Consider the following 19,477-nt stretch of genomic DNA (forward strand, 5'->3'; position numbering starts at 1 on the left):
TATGAGACACATTATTTCACTATTGATGGAAAACCAACCGGGTGCACTTTCTCGCGTGGTTGGTTTGTTTTCTCAGCGTGGTTACAACATCGAGTCTTTGAACGTATCTCCAACCGATGATCCGACGCTTTCTCGCTTGAATGTCACCACTAATTCAAGCGAAATGCAGCTTGAGCAGATCCAAAAACAGCTACATAAGCTAATCGATGTACTTAAAGTACAAGAAGTGTCTGAGCTTGAACATATCGAGCGCGAACTGCTGATGGTAAAAGTACGTGCGAGCGGCTTTGCTAGGGCTGAAGTGAAGCGCACTGCGGATATTTTCCGAGGTCAGATTGTGGATGTGACGGCTTCGCAATATACGGTACAAATGGTTGGCACGAGCGAAAAACTGGATGCCTTCATTCAGGCGTTGTCTGAAGTGACAGAAGTACTTGAAGTGGCGCGCAGCGGGGTAGTTGGTATTGCTCGCGGTGAACGAGCATTGAAAGCCTAAACAATAAGTCTTTATAAAATAGCTTTAAAGCCGCTTTTTTAAGCGGCTTTATTTTTATGAAAGTCTCACTTTTGAACGATCTGTGTCACAAAATCTATACAGTTAGACTAAAGTCTAATGCTGGTGATAATTTGAGCTAAACTGAACAATAAGTAAACTACCTTGCTTCAGATTACATCGTGCTTAACGGTGTAATAAATAGAGTGTTTACCAGATGTAAAAGGATGACACCGTTAACTTAATTCAGCTGATTAGTTAGCCTTATCAATAACTTGAAAGGCAGCAGTAGAATTAGGTTAGCTGGAGCAAGAGTTTGGGGATCATACAGTCTGGTAAAAAGAGGCGTGGTATGTTTGTCGATTTTTTAGTGAGGTTAACCATAGGCACATTAGCCATTCTTGGCTTTCAACTGAGTGCATTGTATTTTTTACCTATGGTGGTGCTGCTCAATACGCATCATAAAGAGTTTTTTGGCTGGTAGTCAGTGTTTAGATAGGAAGCAAAAACGGAGCGATAGGCTCCGTTTTTATTGGCTTGGTTTACCGTGCTTGCTTAGAGCTTAGAGCTTAGAGCTTAGAATTAAGAGGTGACCGTGCACTACGCTGCTTCGATAACTTCTTCAATTTGTTTCATTGAGCTTAATAAGTGCTGATCAAGTAATTGAGTCGCTTGTTCGATATCTTTGGAGAGAACGAGCTTCATCAGCATTTCGTGCTCATCAATAACGAATAGACTGTCCGATATTGAGTTGGTTGACATCACCAAGAATCGGTAACGCTTGACTTGGTTAAGCAGATCGTCGAAGAACTTAAACATGTTTTCTGAGTTAGCCCCTTCAAGCAGTGCGATATGGAACTGTTGATGACGCTCTTCCCATTCCGCATAGTCAAATTCTTGTTGTACGTTTCGCAGTCTCGAGAGTTTATGGTAAGAGGTCAGAACTTCCAGTTCCCAACTTTCATCACCCATAGAGATCGCTTTTTCCAGTAGTACAGATGAGACCATGCGAAGGCTTTCATAGAGGTCGTTAAGTTCTTCCTTTGATACGGGGGATACCCAGCAGCCTTTTTGTGGCTCGAGCTTAACGTATTTACTCCAAGATAATTGCACCAAAGCCTCGCGTATTGGCGATGCGCCCACGTTGTATCGGCTTTTTAGATCAGCAACAACGAGTTTTTGGCCTGGAGTGAATTCACCAAAGAGAATATCTTGGCGAATCATTTTCGATACTTTGTCGGTGAGAGTTGGACTAGACATTACAAACTTCCTGTATATTTGATTCCTAGTCTGCTAATTCGTCTCTTAGGAAGAGCTATACCAATCGTCGTAAATAACGGGTCACCCTAGCTTGTCAAAAACTTGATAATGTCGATATGATTTTTGGTTATAGAATCATGACTTATCGAAACTTCTTGTCGAAAAGAGCGGCCTTATTTTCAAGCCTTTTTCCTGCACTATTTCTGAGCAAGGACTCTTACTGGGATTGATACGTATTAGAATTTAACAGTACGTAATTCTATTATCAGTTTGATAATACTGCGTACTGAAAAGTTAGGCAAGATTTGTTTCATAAAAAAAAGAGGGCCGAAGCCCTCTTTTATATTTTTAACTGTATCTGTTGATTCTTATAGAACGTGAACAGATGCTGTGTTTGTAGTACCAGAAGCAACTAGAGCACCAGAAACCATTACTACGATGTCGCCTTTCTTACCAAAACCAGCTTCAAGAACGTATTCTTTACCGTTTTTGTAGAAATCATCAGTGCTGTTGATTGATTCAACAAGAACTGGACGAATACCCTTAGTAAGAACTAGCTGTGCAGCTGTCTTTTCGTTAGTCGTTAGAGCAACGATGTCTGCAGTTGGGAAGTACTTACGTACAGAACGTGCAGATTTGCCGCCTTCAGTAGCAACGATGATCAGTGGAGCAGCCAGTTTCTCAGCTGTGTCTACTGCACCTTTACATACTGCTTCAGTGATGCGTAGGCGTGGGCTGTCAAGGCGAGAACCTAGCTCAGCTTTAAGTGCGCCGTCAGTACGGTTTGCGATTTGAGCCATGATAGTCACAGCTTCAACTGGGTACTTACCTTTAGCCGTTTCGCCAGAAAGCATTACTGCATCAGTACCATCCATGATTGCGTTTGCAACGTCACCCGCTTCTGCGCGAGTTGGACGTGGGTTGCTGATCATAGAGTCAAGCATTTGAGTTGCAGTGATAACCACTTTACGTGCACGGTTACACTTCTCGATCATCATCTTCTGAGCGAAGATTACTTCTTCAGCTGGGATTTCAACACCTAGGTCGCCACGAGCAACCATGATGCCGTCAGAAGCTTCAAGGATAGCGTCGAAGTTATCAACACCTTCTTGGTTCTCAATCTTAGAGATGATGTGGATGTTTTCGCCACCGTTAGCGTTTAGAAGATCACGGATCTCTTTAACGTCTTCTTCTTTACGGATGAAAGAAGCAGCAACGAAATCAACGCCTTGCTCACAACCAAACTTAAGGTCAGCTTTGTCTTTCTCAGAAAGAGCAGGAAGTTGAACAGAAACACCAGGAAGGTTAACACCTTTGTTTTCGCCTAGTGCACCGTTGTTAAGAACTTTACACTTAACTTCAGTTTCAGAAGTAGAGATAACCTCCATTTCGATTAGACCGTCGTCTACTAGGATAGTGTTACCAGCAGTTAGGTCGTTCGCGAAACCTAGGTAAGTAACAGCAACGATGTCTTTGTTACCTACTACAGCAGCGTCTGTAGTGAAAGTGAATTCTTGACCAGCTACTAGATCAACGTCATTGCCGCCTTCTAGCTTGATAGTACGGATCTCTGGACCCTTAGTGTCTAGAAGGATAGCTAGTTGCTTACCAACGTTAGACATAACTTCGCGGTAGTTTACGATACGAGCAGCGTGCTCTTCGAAGTTACCGTGAGAGAAGTTCAAACGCATTACGTTCATGCCTGCGTTAACTAGTTCAGTTAGCTTCTCTACAGACTCAGTTTTAGGGCCAATCGTACATACGATTTTGGTCTTTTTCATGGAAGGTACTCTCCGGTATGTATTGTTACAATTTGAAATTTATTTAAGTGCTGAAGATTGGTCCGCGACATCAACATTTTGTGCCTGTTGAGTACAACTGCGGGCTTCCAACATGCTCTTCAGACCTGTAAGTCTTTCATCAATTTCAGTCATTTTATGACTAAAAGATTTGGATTCAACGTCGCATTTCTGTGACCTACACCAATATATTAGCGGTAAGTTGCAAAAAGATAACGGTCAGTTTCGTAATTTATTTTCTTTTCGGGTGCGGATTCTACCACCGAATGGCTTCAATATCACTGTTTAACAATTGTCTTAGGACAAGGTTTTACCGCTATTTATTAATTTTTTAGATCGAAATAAATAGACTAATCAGTTTCGATTCAACTAAAATAAGTTTCAAATCGAAACTTATTGGTCTTTATTAAATGTCGAAACGAAATACTCAGTTCAGAAGACATGCAATTTCTAATCTAGTGAATGAAAAAGGAGAGGTGAGTGTTGATGAGTTATCCACTCAGTTTGAAACCTCAGAGGTCACAATTAGAAAGGACTTGGCTTCTTTAGAGAAAAACGGTCAGCTTTTACGCCGTTATGGTGGTGCGATTTCACTGCCGAAAGAGGTGGTCAGCGAAGAACTGGCTCAACAAGTTTCGACTCGAAAGATTTCATTGGCGAAAGCCGCTGCAGACTTAATCAGCGACCACAACCGTATCGTGATCGATAGTGGTAGTACTACAGGTGCTCTGATTCAGCAGCTTAACGCCAAGCGCGGTCTAGTGGTCATGACCAACTCATTACACGTCGCTAATGCGCTTAATGAGCTTGAAAGCGAACCAACACTATTAATGACGGGCGGCACTTGGGATACCCATTCTGACTCTTTTCAAGGCAAAGTTGCAGAATCGGTACTGCGTGCTTACGATTTTGACCAACTATTTATTGGTGCTGATGGCATTGACCTCAATAGGGGTACCACGACATTTAATGAGTTGGTTGGTCTGAGTAAAGTGATGGCAGAAGTGTCGCGAGAAGTGATCGTGATGGTTGAATCCGAAAAAGTAGGGCGAAAGATCCCAAACTTGGAGCTCGCATGGCAAGGTATCGATATCTTGATAACGGATACCGGATTGGACAAAGACTCCCAAATCATCATCGAGTCACATGACGTTCGAGTGATCCTAACGGACCCTGCTTAAACCCATTTAGAATATTATAAATTTAACTTCCTATAATAAATCTTATTAAGATATGGCCTTTGCTTGTTGCCAATAGGAATAAACGAAATTGATGGAGTAAAACTATGTGTGGAATTGTTGGTGCAGTAGCACAACGTGATGTCGCTGAAATTTTAGTGGAAGGCTTGCGTCGCCTAGAGTATCGAGGCTACGACTCAGCGGGTGTCGCGGTTGTCGATAGTGAATCGAACCTATCTCGTGTACGTCGCCTTGGTAAAGTACAAGAGCTGGCGGACGCGGTAGGCGCACAGCAAGTGATTGGCGGAACGGGTATTGCCCATACTCGCTGGGCAACTCATGGTGAGCCATCTGAAGCAAACGCACATCCACACATGTCTGGTGATATTGCTGTTGTACACAATGGCATTATCGAAAACCACGAAGCACTGCGCGCTATGCTGCAAGAGCGTGGTTACGTCTTTACTTCTCAAACCGATACCGAAGTTATTGCTCACCTTGTTGAATGGGAGCGCCGCACAGCGGATTCATTGGTTGATGCGCTTCAGAAAACAGCTAAACAACTGGACGGTGCATACGGTACGGTTGTGCTTGATCGCAACGATCCGAGTCGTATTGTTGTTGCTCGCTCAGGCAGCCCGATCGTTATCGGTTTTGGTGTCGGTGAGAACTTCCTTGCCTCTGACCAACTGGCACTGCTTAACGTGACTCGCCGCTTCATGTACCTAGAAGAAGGGGATGTTGCTGAGATCACTCGTCGTGAAGTGAATGTATTTGATGTTGATGGTGAACGTGTTGAGCGTGACATCGTTGAATCAAATGCTGAACATGATGCCGGTGACAAAGGTCAATACCGCCACTTCATGCAAAAAGAGATCTTTGAGCAACCAACAGCGCTGATCAACACGATGGAAGGCCGCATCTCTGAGACGTCGGTTATCACTAACGCGATTGGTGTTAAAGCAGAAGAGATCCTGAGCAAAGTTGAACACGTGCAGATCATCGCATGTGGTACCTCTTACAACTCAGGCATGGCTGCGCGTTACTGGTTTGAATCTCTCGCAGGTGTAAGCTGTGATGTAGAGATAGCTTCTGAGTTCCGCTACCGTGACTTCGTTGTTCGCCCGAACAGCCTATTGGTGACTCTGTCTCAGTCTGGTGAAACGGCTGATACGCTTGCTGCACTTCGTCTTGCAAAAGAGAAGGGTTACATGTCAGCAATGACCATCTGTAACGTAGCGGGTTCTTCACTGGTTCGTGAATCTGATTTTGCCTTCATGACTCGCGCAGGCACCGAGATCGGTGTGGCTTCGACTAAAGCCTTCACCACTCAACTAGCAGCAATGTTGATGATGGTAACGTCGATTGGTCGCCTACAAGGCCGTATCAATGAAGAGAAAGAAGCGGAAATCGTTCAAGCACTTCACCAATTGCCTGCTGATATTGAGAAAGCATTAGCGTTTGATAAAGAGATCGAGGCACTGGCACCTGATTTTGCTGATAAGCACCACACCCTGTTCTTGGGCCGTGGCGAGTTCTACCCAATTGCGATGGAAGCCTCTCTGAAACTGAAAGAGATCTCTTACATCCACGCAGAAGCCTACGCCGCTGGTGAGCTTAAGCACGGTCCTTTGGCTTTGATTGATGCTGATATGCCAGTCGTCGTGATTGCACCAAGCAACGACTTGCTAGAGAAGTTAAAATCTAACGTTGAAGAAGTACGTGCTCGTGGCGGCCTACTTTACGTATTCGCAGACCAAGATGCAGGCTTTGAGAGCGATGAGAACATGAAGATCATCAAGATGCCTCACGTCAGTGAAATTACTGCTGCTATCTACTACACAGTACCGATGCAGCTATTGTCGTACCACGTGGCACTGATCAAGGGTACCGACGTTGACCAACCTCGTAACCTTGCGAAAGCAGTGACGGTTGAGTAATCGTTAATCTATCTAAGAAACTATTTGTCGGTAGACATTAAAGTCTGAAACTGTGACACTAAAGTTTGAAACTGTACTATTAAAGTTGAAAACTTTTTAAACCCGGTTAAACTGATTAAAAGTTGACCGGGTTTTTGTTATGGCAAAATCAAAGTACGTTTTAACTGAAAAGCAAATCATCAAGCGGATAAATGAAAGCCGAGGTGCAGGAAGACTGTCTGACTATAAGCCGTGGCTGTATGTTAATGAGGTCCCTTCGGAAGGCCGATCTCAGAGGGTCTACTCTCACCTAACGGGCCGGATTCATCATGTACTATCGGACCTTGAGTTCGCAGTCTTTCTCCTTCTAGACCATAACCCTGCCGTAACAGACATTCGTGAGCAGTTTCCACTCAACAGAGATGACACTCTCAATACTTCCAAGGAAGGTCAACTTTGGCACCCTTCGCAAGGAGGGGTAAATCTTGTCATGTCCTCTGACTTTTTGGTTAACACCGCTTCTAAAACTCAGCCCAAGTTCGCTATTCAAGCAAAATATTCCAAAGACTTAAAAGATCCGAGAACTATTGAGAAGCTAGAAATAGAACGCCGTTATTGGCAGCTAAAAAAAATCCCCTGGTTCCTCGTAACAGATAAAGAGATAGACAAAACAGTCGTATCGAATATTGAGTGGTTATACGGGGTTAAGGGGTACTTTGATGAAATAATAACGGATGAGCTATCGCTTACTTTTGAGCATATCAGTGCTTATTTTGTTCAACACCCAGAAAGAAAAGTCGTTGATCTGTGTAAAGAGTATGACATGGCATATCAGCAAGATCTTGGTCAGTCGCTTTATGATATTCGTTTAATGTGTGCAGCAAGGCTTATAACGTTCGATATTCGTTTACCATTTCATAGTTTGAAAGTGAAAGAAATTGCGTTTAGAAGCGTTTCTTTGTTCGGGGGGCATCGTAATGTGGCCAGTTAACAAAACTCTAGCGTTTGACGGTAAGGCTTACCGCGTGCTTTTTACCGAGACAAATTACTTCTATTGGATTGCTATTGATGAGGATAAAGGTTTACCGGAAAGAGTCTATTTTGATGAATGCCGCAACTGGGTTGATGAAGGGCGTATAGAAAAAATTCCTGACCCTTATTCATACCTTCAAGGAGAGTCTTGGACCAAAGAGTCAAATGCATATCAGAAAAGGCAGAACGACTTTGATTTGATTAAGCCTATCGTAGATGGTGAAGGAGTGTTTGACAAAAGGGTTCGAGCAAAAAGGGTTAGTCATGCGGTTGCCAATTCAAATAAAACCAAATCGACCATCTATCGTTTAGTTCGGAGATATTGGCAGCGTGGACAAATAAAAAATGCCCTAATACCAGACTACAAAAACTCAGGCGCTGCCGGAAAGAGAAGAAACTTCACAACAAATAAAGTTGGTAAGTCTAGGGTTTACGGTGTCGGTGATGGAAAACAAGTCACTGAAGAAATCAGAAAACGGTTCCGAATTATTTGTGATAAATATTTGATGAATGATAAAGGGTACTCCGTTGCTTATGCACATAGGAAGTTTTCAAAAGCATATAAGTTAAAGAACCCAGATGTTGAAGAGCATGAAATTCCAACACTCCGCCAATTTAGATATTTCTACAAAACCGAGTATAGCAAGGTCACAAAGCTTACCGTTCAAACACCTCAAGGCAATTACAATAAAGATGTTAGGCCACTACATGGAACTGCAACTGAGCAAGCTTTAGGCCCAGGGAGTCGATATGAGATTGATGCCACCATTGCAGATATTTACTTGGTCGATGATGACGATGCAGACAAGGTAATCGGTCGGCCGACGATTTATATGGTCATTGATGTTTTTAGTCGTATGGTTGCAGGTTTTTATATTGGTTTCGATAACCCATCTTTCCCTGTTGCAATGAAAGCTCTGATATGCAGCTTTAGCAGCAAAGTAGAAACTTGCGCAAAGTATGGTATCGATATTTCAGAAGAACAGTGGCCATGTATAGGTATTCCCGATGTGTTGCTGGCTGATCGCGGTGAATTGATGAGCCACCAAGCAAATTATTTGGTTGATGCTATTGGTGTTCGTCTTGAAAGTGCTCCACCTCGAAGAGGCGATGCTAAAGGTATTGTCGAGAGATCATTTGGCACGTTACAAGCTAAGTTCAAGCCCTATATGCCAGGTGTCGTAACTGGTAACAAGGTTAAGAAGCACGGTGAAAAAGATTATAGAGTTGAAGCTGCTGTGGCGAGATCTGACTTTGTTGAGATATTGCTTTATTCAATACTTGCTCACAACTTAAATAAACCTTTAGAAAAGTACGATCGTGCTCCTGATATGCCAGAAAGCCTTCCATCGCTCCCTATTGAGCTTTGGAGGTGGGGCCTACAGAATCGTACTGGGCGTTTACGAGCTATTGATACGGATATTGCAAAAATACTGCTGTTACCTCGTCAAAAAGTCACTGTATCTGAATTGGGCATAAAGTTATGGGGATTAACCTACACAGGAAAAGAAATTATTCAGACAGGTTGGATGCACCGTTCTTCGGAAGTATCTAGACCTAAAAAACTATTTGCAGCCTATGAGCTTGGTTCTGCTAATCACATATATCTGTTTCCTGAGGAAGGAAAAAATATATTTTGGGTTTGTGATCTTTCTATTCGAAGTAGAGAGTTCCGTGATCTAACTTGGTATCAAGTATGGGAACGTCAAGCAGCTCAAAAGCAGATTTTAGCTGAAGCTAAGTATCAATTTGCACCCGTAGAACGAGATTTTGATGATCTTCTTGAAAAGAAACTGAAGAAAGCTACAAAGAATCGTAAAACCAGTACATTGAGCAACGCGCAAAAGATAAATGACATCAAAGGCAATAAACGGAATGTTCGAGAGCAAGAGAGAAAGGAATTAGCAATACAGCCAGTTAGGTCTAAACAAGAAGAAGTCGCGTCGGTGATACCTATAAAGGGAGAGGAGGAAAGTTATCAACTGCCTGACTTCATACCGGAGCTATTTGATGATGAGGATGATAACTGATGAAGAAAAGCCAAGATCATCGTGTAGTAGCCGTCTATCAAAGTGCTACGCTCTCAGCTTATCGAAATAACCCGCTGATAGAGGCATTACCACCGATAAATAGTTTCCTAGACGACTCGATTGCTCTGAAGGGCTCGTTAAGGTGTACCGCAGAAGATATCCATCGAAATGGCATCGAAAGAGCGCATAGTATCTGTCGTGTTATTGATGATTTTTTCCAGCCCCTCAGTCAGCACATACAGTTGCATGAACGACTTTCATTGATGATACGGCGTGGCTATGTTGGAAGAAATCCCGAAACAGGTGATTGGGCAAGACATATACAAAATGGTTACGAGCGTGTTTTATCTGGTGATTTGAAGGCGATAAAGTTCACGGAAGTTAGTTCTACAGCCCAAAGCATGACATTGATTGGATGTAGCGGAAATGGCAAAACAACGGCGATCAAGCAGCTTTTGTCGTTATACCCTCAAGTTATTTACCATCCTGACAGAAATCTTGAGCAAGTCGTTTATCTAAAAATTGACTGCTCCCATGATGGATCACTGAAAGAGCTGTGCTTGAACTTTTTTCGTGCGATGGATAGAGCATTAGGGACATCCAACTACGAAAGACAATACTCGATGAGCAAAAGACCGAGTATTGAAACACTTTTAGCTGCAATGGCTCAGGTTGCAAATGCTCATGCAGTAGGAGTTCTTATTATTGATGAAATACAGCACCTTAGCCGTTCTCGCTCTGGTGGCTCTGAGAAAATGCTTAATTTCTTTGTGACATTAGTAAATACCATTGGCCTTCCTGTGATTTTGGTTGGAACACCACGAGCCCGCGAGATATTTGAGGCTGATATGAGATCTGCAAGGCGAGGCTCTGGTCTTGGAGCGATTTTTTGGGATCCAATGGAAGAAGGAAGAGAATGGGAAGCGCTCACGGATAAGTTATGGACTCTTCAATGGCTACAAAAACGTGATGAGGTGTTGTCGGATGACATTCGTTTTCTATGGTATGACCTAAGCCAAGGTGTCTTGGATATTGTGGTTAAGCTATATGTCTTGTGCCAGCTGAGAGCAATCGCGACAAAAGTAGAAAGGATCACACCTAAATTAATGCAACAGGTTTACGAGGATGAATTAAAACCTGTTCACCCAATGCTAGCTGCTCTTCGCTCGGGTGATGTCGAAGAAATGATTAAGTTTTCAGACCTTAAACTAAGCAACACTGATAAACGGTTACTTGAGTTGCAAAAACAGGTAGCAACAACTTTTCAGCAGACACCAGAGGAGTTTGCATATCAACAGCTCAGAACCGATGAAGAGCGACGTGTATATATGGCTCTAAAAGATGAGTTTGACTCAACGCTTTTAGCTCCTGTAATACGACAGCTATTTGATCAACATCCTGATTTGACATGGGTAAGCTTACTCCCATTGGTACATGAGCAACTTGCCAATCCTGAGCCGTTAAAATCTAAAAAAGAGGCTAAGCCAAGTAAGGGCAAGAGGGCATCCGTAATCAAACAGCCTCAGTGGCATACCCTTGATAGTGAGGATTTGAGGTTTGTTCACTCTCAATCTGATTCTGATAATGAAGTGTACACAGCAATGTCAAAGTCGGGTTTGATTCTAGACATTCAGTCACTGTTAGAAAAGGCGGTTTAATATTGCACTGCTTCCCTGTCCCTTATCCAGATGAATTAATCTATAGCTTGGTGGCTAGAGCTGGAATTCGCAGTGCGATTACAAGTTCTAAACAGCTACTAGATGAAGTGTATGGTGACAGAAAAGTGATTGCGACAATTGACCTGCCTAGTCATTTGTCTTCGATATCAGAGCAGCTAGTTAACACGGGACGATTTGACGTCCAACAGCTTATTTATGAACATACAATGTTCCCGATTTACGCTCCTTTTGTTGATGAAAGCATTAGGATTAGAGCGATGGAGCGAATGGAACATTGCGCTAAGGGCTCTGTTCATCTAATGCTAGGAGCCCCAGCTTCTATTGTAAAAACGTCGGATAACTTTTGTGTTTGCCCAGCTTGTGTCGCGGAACAAAAGCAAAAATATGGGGAAAGTTATTGGTCTAGATTGTGGTTTTTGCCATCTTTACCTTACTGCCCTAAGCATGGACTTCTAAGTCAATCGACAACCTCTTACCATGATAGTAGGCACACGTACCATGCATGTGGCCGAATACAATGTCAGCCCCTTTTAAGTAATACCACGGATAAAGCGGAGCAGCAGGTTGCTTATTTGGCCAACAAAGCTAAAGAGGTAATGTGTTTACCAGCCCAAGGCTCTCCGACTCAGCGTCAATGGAGTCTTTTCTACAATCATCTGGCGCACGACTTTGGCTGTGGAAAAGGCACTAAACAGATCGCACACGATAAGATAGCTGACTTAGTTGTAAGTAAAATCGTTACCCCTGAGTTAACTATCAATTCTGATAGAGATACTAACTGGCTTCGAACGATATTTCGCCGCCATCGTAAAGCTTTTAGCTATCTACAGCACTTAACGGTTTGGTCTGCTTTTATTCCTGAAATGTCGGCTAGTGAAATCATTAAAGAAGTTAAATCAAAAGAGAAAGTGACGATATCCTTCCCTAAGGACAATGCTCACCTTACGCCAAATTCAAATGAGAAAAAACGTAAGCAGTGGCGTTATTTAATAGACAAGACTCCGATTAAGAAAGCACGCAAGCTTCCAGGTGGTGGTGCACTGTATGCTTGGTTGTACCGAAATGATAGAGATTGGCTATTAGCTTTCAATCGAATCCATCAATCCCAATCTCATGTAAGGCTGAAAAAAGTAGATTGGAGCGCAAGAGACCGATCACTAACTAAGCAGCTTATTAGGATTGTCGAACGATTAGATACCGTTATTGATGGCCCTCGAAGAAGCAAAAATTTCTTACTTAAGCAGCTAGATGATTACGGCTCGGTGAGCAAAAAACTGAATTTATTACCCTTGCTATCTCTTACTTTGAACCGTTATCAAGAAAGCGTCTTTGAGTTTCAAGCTCGTCGGCTAGTCATGGCAGTAATCGCAAAATCAAAAACAGGTTCAGGAATGAGTCGCTGGCAATTGATGCGTTCAGCAAGCCTTCCCGACGAAAGAATAATGCCAGTTATCGCAGATTTACTTGGCTGGGTAACTACAGGATCAGATTACAAATAAGGACATGATATGGGAGCTAGGTTTTACAAGTGTGACGATGATGTACGTATAGTCCATACAGGTAAAGTATTAGTACGAACAAGTGATTCGTCTTACCGGCCTTCAATTGAAGTTTGGTGCTATCCCCCACAGCAGAAAAATAATTTTCATGCGACTGCATTTTCTAACGTTCCTGCTTTGTATCGAGGAAAAATAATTAATCAAAGAGGGTTATCAGAAAGTTATGCTAAACAAGGGCGTCATAAATTTAGAAGTAATGAGTTCCTTCGACACAGCAGCTTGAGTGAGTTCCCAGACTCAGAGTCAGCAGAGTCTTTAAGAAAGAAAGAGTCAGAGCAACATGCATTTGTATTAGACCGAGTATCTGCCCCTAAACTGATTATTCCTCAGCTAGAGTTGGCAAGGGTCCTATTTTATGCCAGCTCTTACTTATCGCGAGCGTCATTAATGTCTTCTCGTTTGCTTATAGACTTCAAGGTCGAAGTTAACACCACGGAGGACTATGCCAATATCGAAGTGTTGCAAACATCAAACTTTCCTCCTTCGGCATTCAATGATTCAGCAACGAGAGCAATGTTGAGTTGGTTACTTATTGATAGCAATGCAAAGCGTTCATTTGAGTCGATTTTTAGATATTTCAACATCGAAAAGGAACGAGATGTATCTGCGGGGTATAAGCGTTGGCTATTTCACTTTGATCCGGCACAAATGTCTGGGTGGTCTTTCTCATATGAAGGCAGGCTTGATACAAGTGGTCGCTACTTTCTGGTTGAAAAAATCACGGATATTGAAATTAACGCTCAAATGCCCTCTAGGGTCTACTTTCATAACCCGTCTTTTACGCATCCAGATGAAGGCCAAGAGCCAACGATTAGTGGTGAAGGCCCTGAACAGTATGAGCGCCCAGAAGATCATATTATCGATGACGATAGAGAGGCTTCCGATGCTAACCATGCATTCTTGCTAGGAGAAAACACCTGCTCAGTAAGATTTAAAAATCATTTTTCAACGTCTAAAGCAACAACGCCCAAAAGGAGTCATAGGCCATATAGCAGTACAGATACATCCAAGAAAGCGGGTGATACGGTAAGTACTAATGAGCCTGGTAGTAATGGTGAGGTACCTTCGGCAGACATGGGCGGAGGTATGCAAGATTGTACTGATAAATCAGAGGAGTATGCTTCTCGTTTTACGGCCTTTAACATGATGGTGCAAATGCTAGAGGAAAAATACGCCTGCACAATCATTGACTCTTACACTAATGAGCTGGATCAGGTTGGACGCAGTAAATGCCACTTGATTGACTCTGGTGCAAAGAGAACGATTCGTTGCGTTGTCGTGGAGCGAAATGGTCATGTGAATTACTTGCTCGAAGTTGATGTAACAGGCCTGAGTAAATGGATCTCAACCAAATGCGTTCGACAAAACGATACTCGTAACTGGAAAGAGCAGTTTTCTCGAATCAAAAAAGGCGTAGTGACAAAGTCTCTTGGATGGCCAACACAAGAAATGGATGCAATGTTTGGCTTTAAAAAGCATATTGGTATATCTCACCCTAAGTCAGTAGAGGGGCACCCGACAGGTATTCCAACCGAATCAATCTTAGATTGGGCAGGGAGAGTTGCTGAGAAACTCTAGTGTTTTTTAGCTATGTGGTTAAGCGACTCGTGGCACTACCTTCGAAGTGCCTCCCAAATCATTTAGAGTTAATGTTCATTACATTATTGCAATTAGATCCCAATTTAACCCTCATCAATAACTATCCTCATAAATTTTTTCTCAATATGCTTGACCTATGTCTAACACATAGGTTTTAAGCTACAACTAATACATATTGGTAACGAATTGGAGAGAGTTATGAGTTGTTGTAACAAAGCCCCAAACGGTGGGAGCAGTGACCCTAAGTTGTTACTTAAACTGTTTATTGGGTTGTTTGTGATTATATTTTTAGTCGCATTTATTTTTGGCTAGCAACATAAAACGAACAAAGTTTCATGTGCACTAAACCTTCAGAGGCATGGATTATGTTGACAACTGAAATTGCGAGAGCAGCAGGAGTGACTGCTGAAACAGTCAGGTTTTACACTCGAAAAGGTCTTCTTTATGCAGAGAGAGATCCTAACAATGGCTACAAGATATACCAGCAAAGTGCGGTTAATCGCCTGAAGTTCATTTCTCATGCAAGAGCTATTGGTTTTAGTCTTAGTCAGATTCAAGAAATCATTGATTACTCTGAGCAAGGACTGACTCCTTGCCCTGCTGTAAGGCAAATGCTGACGGATAAAATCGTAGAAACCAAGCAAAAGATCGAAGAATACCAACGCCATTTAGCCATGATGGAAGCGACTTACGCAGAGTGGGGTGAAAAACCGGATATGGAGCCCAACGGCAACGCATTGTGTTGCCTAATCGAAGACTGGTCTGAGAAACACCATCAAGTATTACGCGAGGAAAACTAACATGAACACAACACAGTATTCTTTAGCACTTTCCGGCATTAACTGTGGCCGATGTGTCGCTAAAATTGTAGACGGGTTACGTGAAAGAGACCCGGATGCCTCGTTCACTATTAATGATACCAAAAACAGAGCAGAGCTTATTACCACGTTGCAGCCAGAAAGCGCGATAGAAGTCATTACAAAGTTAGGATATGCGGCTTCAATACCTACGCAACAAGAGTATCGTACACCAGTATCGAATGTTACTTGCCAACACTGTGTCGGCAAAATCACTAATGCAATAGTTGAACTAGATACCTCCGCTCAGATTGTTGTTGATTTAGACAATCAAACATTAGTGGTGAATAGCAGTTTGAACGGCGGTGACATTGAAAGCGTATTAGTCGAACTAGGTTATAGCGGTAGGACTGATGACACACAACCACAAACTACGGACGTCATTAAATCGAATAAAGTGAAAACAACACTGGCGGTGGATGTCAGTATTGAGCTGTCATTAATCGGTGTCACTTGCGCAAGTTGTGTTAATACGATTGAAGGTGCGCTTATATCGGTGTCAGGAGTCGACTCTGTTGACGTGAACTTTGCGAATCGCACGGCGACCGTGGTTTCAAGTCAGCCTGCCAGCGTACTCATTGAGGCGATACAAGGCGCAGGATATGACGCAGAAGAAATTGTCGATCAGGCGTTAGCAAGCGACCTCAAAGAAGAGCGTGAAGCGCAGGAGTATCGCTTTAAAGTAAAGCAAAGCGTTATAGGTCTTGGTCTCGGTGTGCCGTTGATGGTGTACGGTCTGTTCGGCGGACCAATGAATGTCAATACGCAATCTGAGCAGTTGCTATGGTTGGCCGTAGGTTTAGTGACATTTTTCATTTTAGTCCGTGCGGGTAAGCACTTTTTTACTGGTGCTTGGAAGGCCTTTCTGAACCGTAATGCGAACATGGATACGTTGATAGCGCTGGGAACGGGTACCGCCTGGCTCTATTCAATGGTGGTCGTTGTTGGGCCGCAGTGGCTACCGGAAAGTGCAAGGTATCTCTACTTTGAAGCTACAGCCATGATCATTGGCTTAATCAACTTAGGACAGGCACTTGAGTTAAAGGCGCGAGGCAGAACTTCGCAGGCTATTAAGCGTTTACTTGACTTGAGAGTCAAAACTGCCATGGTGATTCGAGATGGCAAAGAGATGTCTTTACCGATTGAACAAGTTATCGCAGGCGACTTGATTCGCGTTAGAGCCGGTGAAAAGGTCCCGGTTGATGGTGTGATTACAGAGGGTGAAACAACGATTGATGAGTCTATGCTCACTGGAGAGCCTATTCCTGTTGTTAAACAAGTGGGCAGCTCAGTGTCTGCCGGGACAATTAATGACCACGGAAGTTTCGTTTTTAAGGCACAGAAAGTGGGCAGTGATACTGTTCTTGCTCAGATCATCAGCATGGTGTCGAACGCGCAAAACTCAAAGCCACCAATCAGCCATCTAGCCGATAAAGTGTCTTCAGTGTTTGTACCAACCGTGATGATTCTATCGATTCTGACAGCGCTGGCTTGGTATAACTTTGGCCCTCAACCTTCCTTAGTTTATATGATTGTGGCAGCAACCTCGGTGTTGATCATCGCATGCCCATGTGCACTTGGTCTCGCAACGCCGATTTCTACTATGATCGGTGTCGGTAAGGCCGCCGAGTTTGGTGGGCTAATCCGAAATGGTGAAGCACTGCAAAGAGCCAGTGAATTGGATGTCGTTGTATTGGATAAAACTGGCACGATTACTCAAGGTAAACCTGAAGTAACAAATTTTGTCTCGTTGTCAGAGGATTCAGAGCTTCTGCCTCTGGTCAATGCTTTGGAGAAAGGGTCTAACCATCCGCTAGCTAAAGCGTTAATCGCATTTACTCAAAGTGAGGTGAGTGATGAAGCGAATCTACCAGAAGTGTCAGATTTCGAGTCATTAACCGGACTTGGTGTTCAGGCTCAGTATGCGAGTCAACGCGTGTTGCTTGGCAATCGCAAGCTGATGAACCAGTTTAACGTCAATGTTGAATCGGTAACAGAGCATGCTTTGCAGTGGGAGCAAGAAGCTAACACAGTGGTGTATTTTGCGATAGGCGATCAAGTGAAAGCGCTGTTCGGTATCAGTGATCCGATTCGAGATGATGCTCGAAGTGCGATAAATCGTTTTCATCAGCAAGGCATCCATGTCGTGATGCTAACGGGGGATAACCACAATACAGCGAAAGCGGTGGCATCACTCGCGAATGTTGATGAATATCACGCGGAATTGATGCCTGAGGATAAGCTTCACTGGATCAAGCAGTTGCAAGCGAAAGGGCATGTTGTTGGCATGGTCGGTGATGGTATCAATGATGCGCCAGCACTTGCTCAATCAGACGTTGGCTTTGCTATTGGCAGTGGTACGGATGTCGCGATTGAAAGTGCCGATATTACCTTGATGCGCAGCTCACTCCACGGTATCTCAGATGTGATTGGGATCAGTACTGCCACAATGAAGAACATTAAGCAGAACTTGTGGGGGGCGTTTATCTATAACAGCTTAGGTATTCCCGTGGCTGCAGGGCTTCTGTTTCCGTTCACAGGGTGGCTATTAAGTCCGATCATCGCTGGGGCAGCGATGTCACTGTCCTCTGTTACCGTCGTAACCAATGCGAACCGCTTGCGCTTATATACCCCACCGTCAGCCCCTACAACCAATGAGGAGTAATACCATGTTAGTTAATTTTTTAGGTCTTACAGCAATCGTGTTTATAGTCTGGTGGTTTTGGGGTAAGAAAAACGGCTAAGATGACAAAATTGTCATGAACCCCTCCCCATTACTGATCTAAGTGCTGCGATAAACTGAGTCTCAGTTAAACGAGTTAAAGTTACTTTGGAGAGAATGAGAATGAAAAGCAAAAAGTCTGATTGTCACAAGAATGGTCATCATAAAGGTCATGGATGGATGATGATTCTATGTGCGTTATTAATGGTAGGTATTCCATTGTTTATTCTCTCTTCTAGTCAAGAGATGTTTAGTTGGGCATACCTTAGTAGTGCGATTGTTCCATTAATCATTTGTTTAGCGATGCATGGCTTGATGATGAAGATGATGATGCCGAGTGAAAAGCAAGACACCGAAGCCAACGAGCAATCGGTGGAAAAGATTGAAAACAATCCACAGTTCAAAGCATAAGAAAGGGTTAGGTGACTTTATGAAAAAGTTATATGTATCAGTGTTATTAAGTGGCCTAGTTGCGATGCCGGTATTAGCAACAAATTCCATCGATGATCAGCACAGACATCATAATGTCGCACAAAATGAGAAAGTGCATGCTAAGCAATCTCACGCGGATAAGATGAAGGATCATGAAGGGATGATGGAACACATGCAAATGATGCATGACATGAACATGGAAGATATGCCAGAAGAGTGCAAAAAAATGATGAGCAGCTGAATTAGTGACATACTTGTAATGAGAAAAAGTGATACCCATTATTTTTTTAGTAAAAAAGAGCCACCCACGTATGAGGTGGCTCTTAATCGTTCAAGGGGATAGATATTTGCTTAAAGTCAGCAATTGCCACGGGTTCAGCGGTGGATTCAGAATGTTGTTGGAACAAGAGTGATTGCTTTAATAAATATCAACATGACAAAAATGTCATGATTAGAGGCCGGTAGGGGTCACATGGTTTCGTTAGACTTATAGCATCTAAACAGAAAAGGAAAGATTAGCGATGACTATAAATAAAGTTCTTCTTACAAGTGTTATTTTGTTTACAAGTGCCGCTTCAGTGGCGCAGCCACTAAATACTTACGGTAGCTATGTAAGCAGAGTTGACCACAAAACGATTGCTGTTGAGCCCGCAAACACGAAGCAGCAGGCTTACGCATTGGGTGCTCAAAAACTTGCAGAGTTTGAGGGCATGACAGCCAACGAGCTAAACGCAACCTTAGTGCCGATGAGAACTTACGGCAGCGCTAAAAACACGACTCATCTAAAAGATGATCGATATGTTACGGTTGAAGAGAGACTTAATAGCCAAGGTAAAGTGGAGTATGTTGCTCAGGTCCATATGGATGTGCATTATCAAGAGCGCGACAGCAACAACTAAGTATGATGTATCCGTGGCG

General features: G+C 43.1%; 16 protein-coding genes. 14 read left to right on the forward strand and 2 right to left on the reverse strand.

Going from position 1 to position 19,477, the window contains the following annotated elements:
- The first annotated feature begins 1 nt into the window (after nt 1).
- Both ilvN and Q1A70_RS06545 read left to right on the forward strand, forming a co-directional pair.
- A complete protein-coding gene (gene ilvN / locus Q1A70_RS06540) occupies nt 2–496 on the forward strand; it encodes an acetolactate synthase small subunit (RefSeq protein WP_299685597.1) in 495 nt (164 codons plus the stop codon).
- 349 nt (nt 497–845) lie between these two features.
- Complete coding sequence (locus Q1A70_RS06545) at nt 846–977, forward strand: hypothetical protein (protein WP_017061401.1); 132 nt, start codon at nt 846–848, stop codon at nt 975–977.
- Between the two features lie 116 nt (nt 978–1,093).
- Here Q1A70_RS06545 and Q1A70_RS06550 read toward each other — a convergent pair whose 3' ends face one another.
- Entirely contained in the window at nt 1,094–1,753 is a 660-nt protein-coding gene (locus Q1A70_RS06550) for an FCD domain-containing protein (protein WP_299685591.1), read from the reverse strand.
- Nucleotides 1,754–2,121: 368 nt separating this feature from the next.
- On the reverse strand, nt 2,122–3,534 hold the full coding sequence (gene pykF / locus Q1A70_RS06555; protein ID WP_299685588.1) for a pyruvate kinase PykF: 1,413 nt from the start codon (nt 3,532–3,534) through the stop codon (nt 2,122–2,124).
- Between the two features lie 428 nt (nt 3,535–3,962).
- Between pykF and Q1A70_RS06560 the strand changes: the two genes are divergently transcribed.
- From Q1A70_RS06560 to Q1A70_RS06615, 12 genes are all read left to right on the forward strand, one after another.
- On the forward strand, nt 3,963–4,733 hold the full coding sequence (locus Q1A70_RS06560; protein WP_299685585.1) for a DeoR family transcriptional regulator: 771 nt from the start codon (nt 3,963–3,965) through the stop codon (nt 4,731–4,733).
- 104 nt (nt 4,734–4,837) lie between these two features.
- Nucleotides 4,838–6,670, forward strand: coding sequence for a glutamine--fructose-6-phosphate transaminase (isomerizing) (gene glmS, locus Q1A70_RS06565; RefSeq protein ID WP_299685582.1), 1,833 nt, complete (start codon nt 4,838–4,840; stop codon nt 6,668–6,670).
- 139 nt (nt 6,671–6,809) lie between these two features.
- Nucleotides 6,810–7,640, forward strand: a complete 831-nt coding sequence (locus Q1A70_RS06570; protein ID WP_299685579.1) for a TnsA endonuclease N-terminal domain-containing protein — start codon at nt 6,810–6,812, stop codon at nt 7,638–7,640.
- Entirely contained in the window at nt 7,627–9,711 is a 2,085-nt protein-coding gene (locus Q1A70_RS06575) for a transposase (protein ID WP_299685576.1), read from the forward strand. Before Q1A70_RS06570 ends, Q1A70_RS06575 begins: the two co-directional genes overlap by 14 nt.
- Nucleotides 9,711–11,369 (forward strand): AAA family ATPase, encoded by a 1,659-nt coding sequence (locus Q1A70_RS06580; protein WP_299685573.1) that lies wholly within the window; start codon nt 9,711–9,713, stop codon nt 11,367–11,369. Before Q1A70_RS06575 ends, Q1A70_RS06580 begins: the two co-directional genes overlap by 1 nt.
- A 2-nt stretch (nt 11,370–11,371) precedes the next feature.
- A complete protein-coding gene (locus tag Q1A70_RS06585) occupies nt 11,372–12,889 on the forward strand; it encodes a TnsD family Tn7-like transposition protein (protein ID WP_299685570.1) in 1,518 nt (505 codons plus the stop codon).
- A gap of 9 nt (nt 12,890–12,898) precedes the next feature.
- Nucleotides 12,899–14,527 carry a Tn7-like element transposition protein TnsE gene (locus Q1A70_RS06590; RefSeq protein WP_299685567.1) on the forward strand — a complete coding sequence of 543 codons (1,629 nt, stop codon included), beginning with the start codon at nt 12,899–12,901 and terminating at the stop codon, nt 14,525–14,527.
- Between the two features lie 386 nt (nt 14,528–14,913).
- Nucleotides 14,914–15,348 (forward strand): MerR family transcriptional regulator, encoded by a 435-nt coding sequence (locus tag Q1A70_RS06595; RefSeq protein ID WP_299685564.1) that lies wholly within the window; start codon nt 14,914–14,916, stop codon nt 15,346–15,348.
- Between the two features lies 1 nt (nt 15,349).
- Nucleotides 15,350–18,070: a heavy metal translocating P-type ATPase gene (locus Q1A70_RS06600; RefSeq protein ID WP_299685561.1), complete on the forward strand. Its 2,721-nt coding sequence runs from the start codon at nt 15,350–15,352 to the stop codon at nt 18,068–18,070.
- Between the two features lie 180 nt (nt 18,071–18,250).
- On the forward strand, nt 18,251–18,538 hold the full coding sequence (locus tag Q1A70_RS06605; protein WP_299685558.1) for a hypothetical protein: 288 nt from the start codon (nt 18,251–18,253) through the stop codon (nt 18,536–18,538).
- Between the two features lie 19 nt (nt 18,539–18,557).
- The gene (locus tag Q1A70_RS06610; RefSeq protein ID WP_299685555.1) at nt 18,558–18,800 is read left to right on the forward strand and encodes a hypothetical protein; all 243 of its coding nucleotides are present in this window, start codon (nt 18,558–18,560) and stop codon (nt 18,798–18,800) included.
- Between the two features lie 280 nt (nt 18,801–19,080).
- Complete coding sequence (locus tag Q1A70_RS06615) at nt 19,081–19,458, forward strand: DUF3316 domain-containing protein (protein WP_299685552.1); 378 nt, start codon at nt 19,081–19,083, stop codon at nt 19,456–19,458.
- Nucleotides 19,459–19,477 lie beyond the last annotated feature (19 nt).

Origin of the sequence: uncultured Vibrio sp., assembly GCF_947488985.1 — a bacterium.
GTDB lineage: Bacteria > Pseudomonadota > Gammaproteobacteria > Enterobacterales > Vibrionaceae > Vibrio.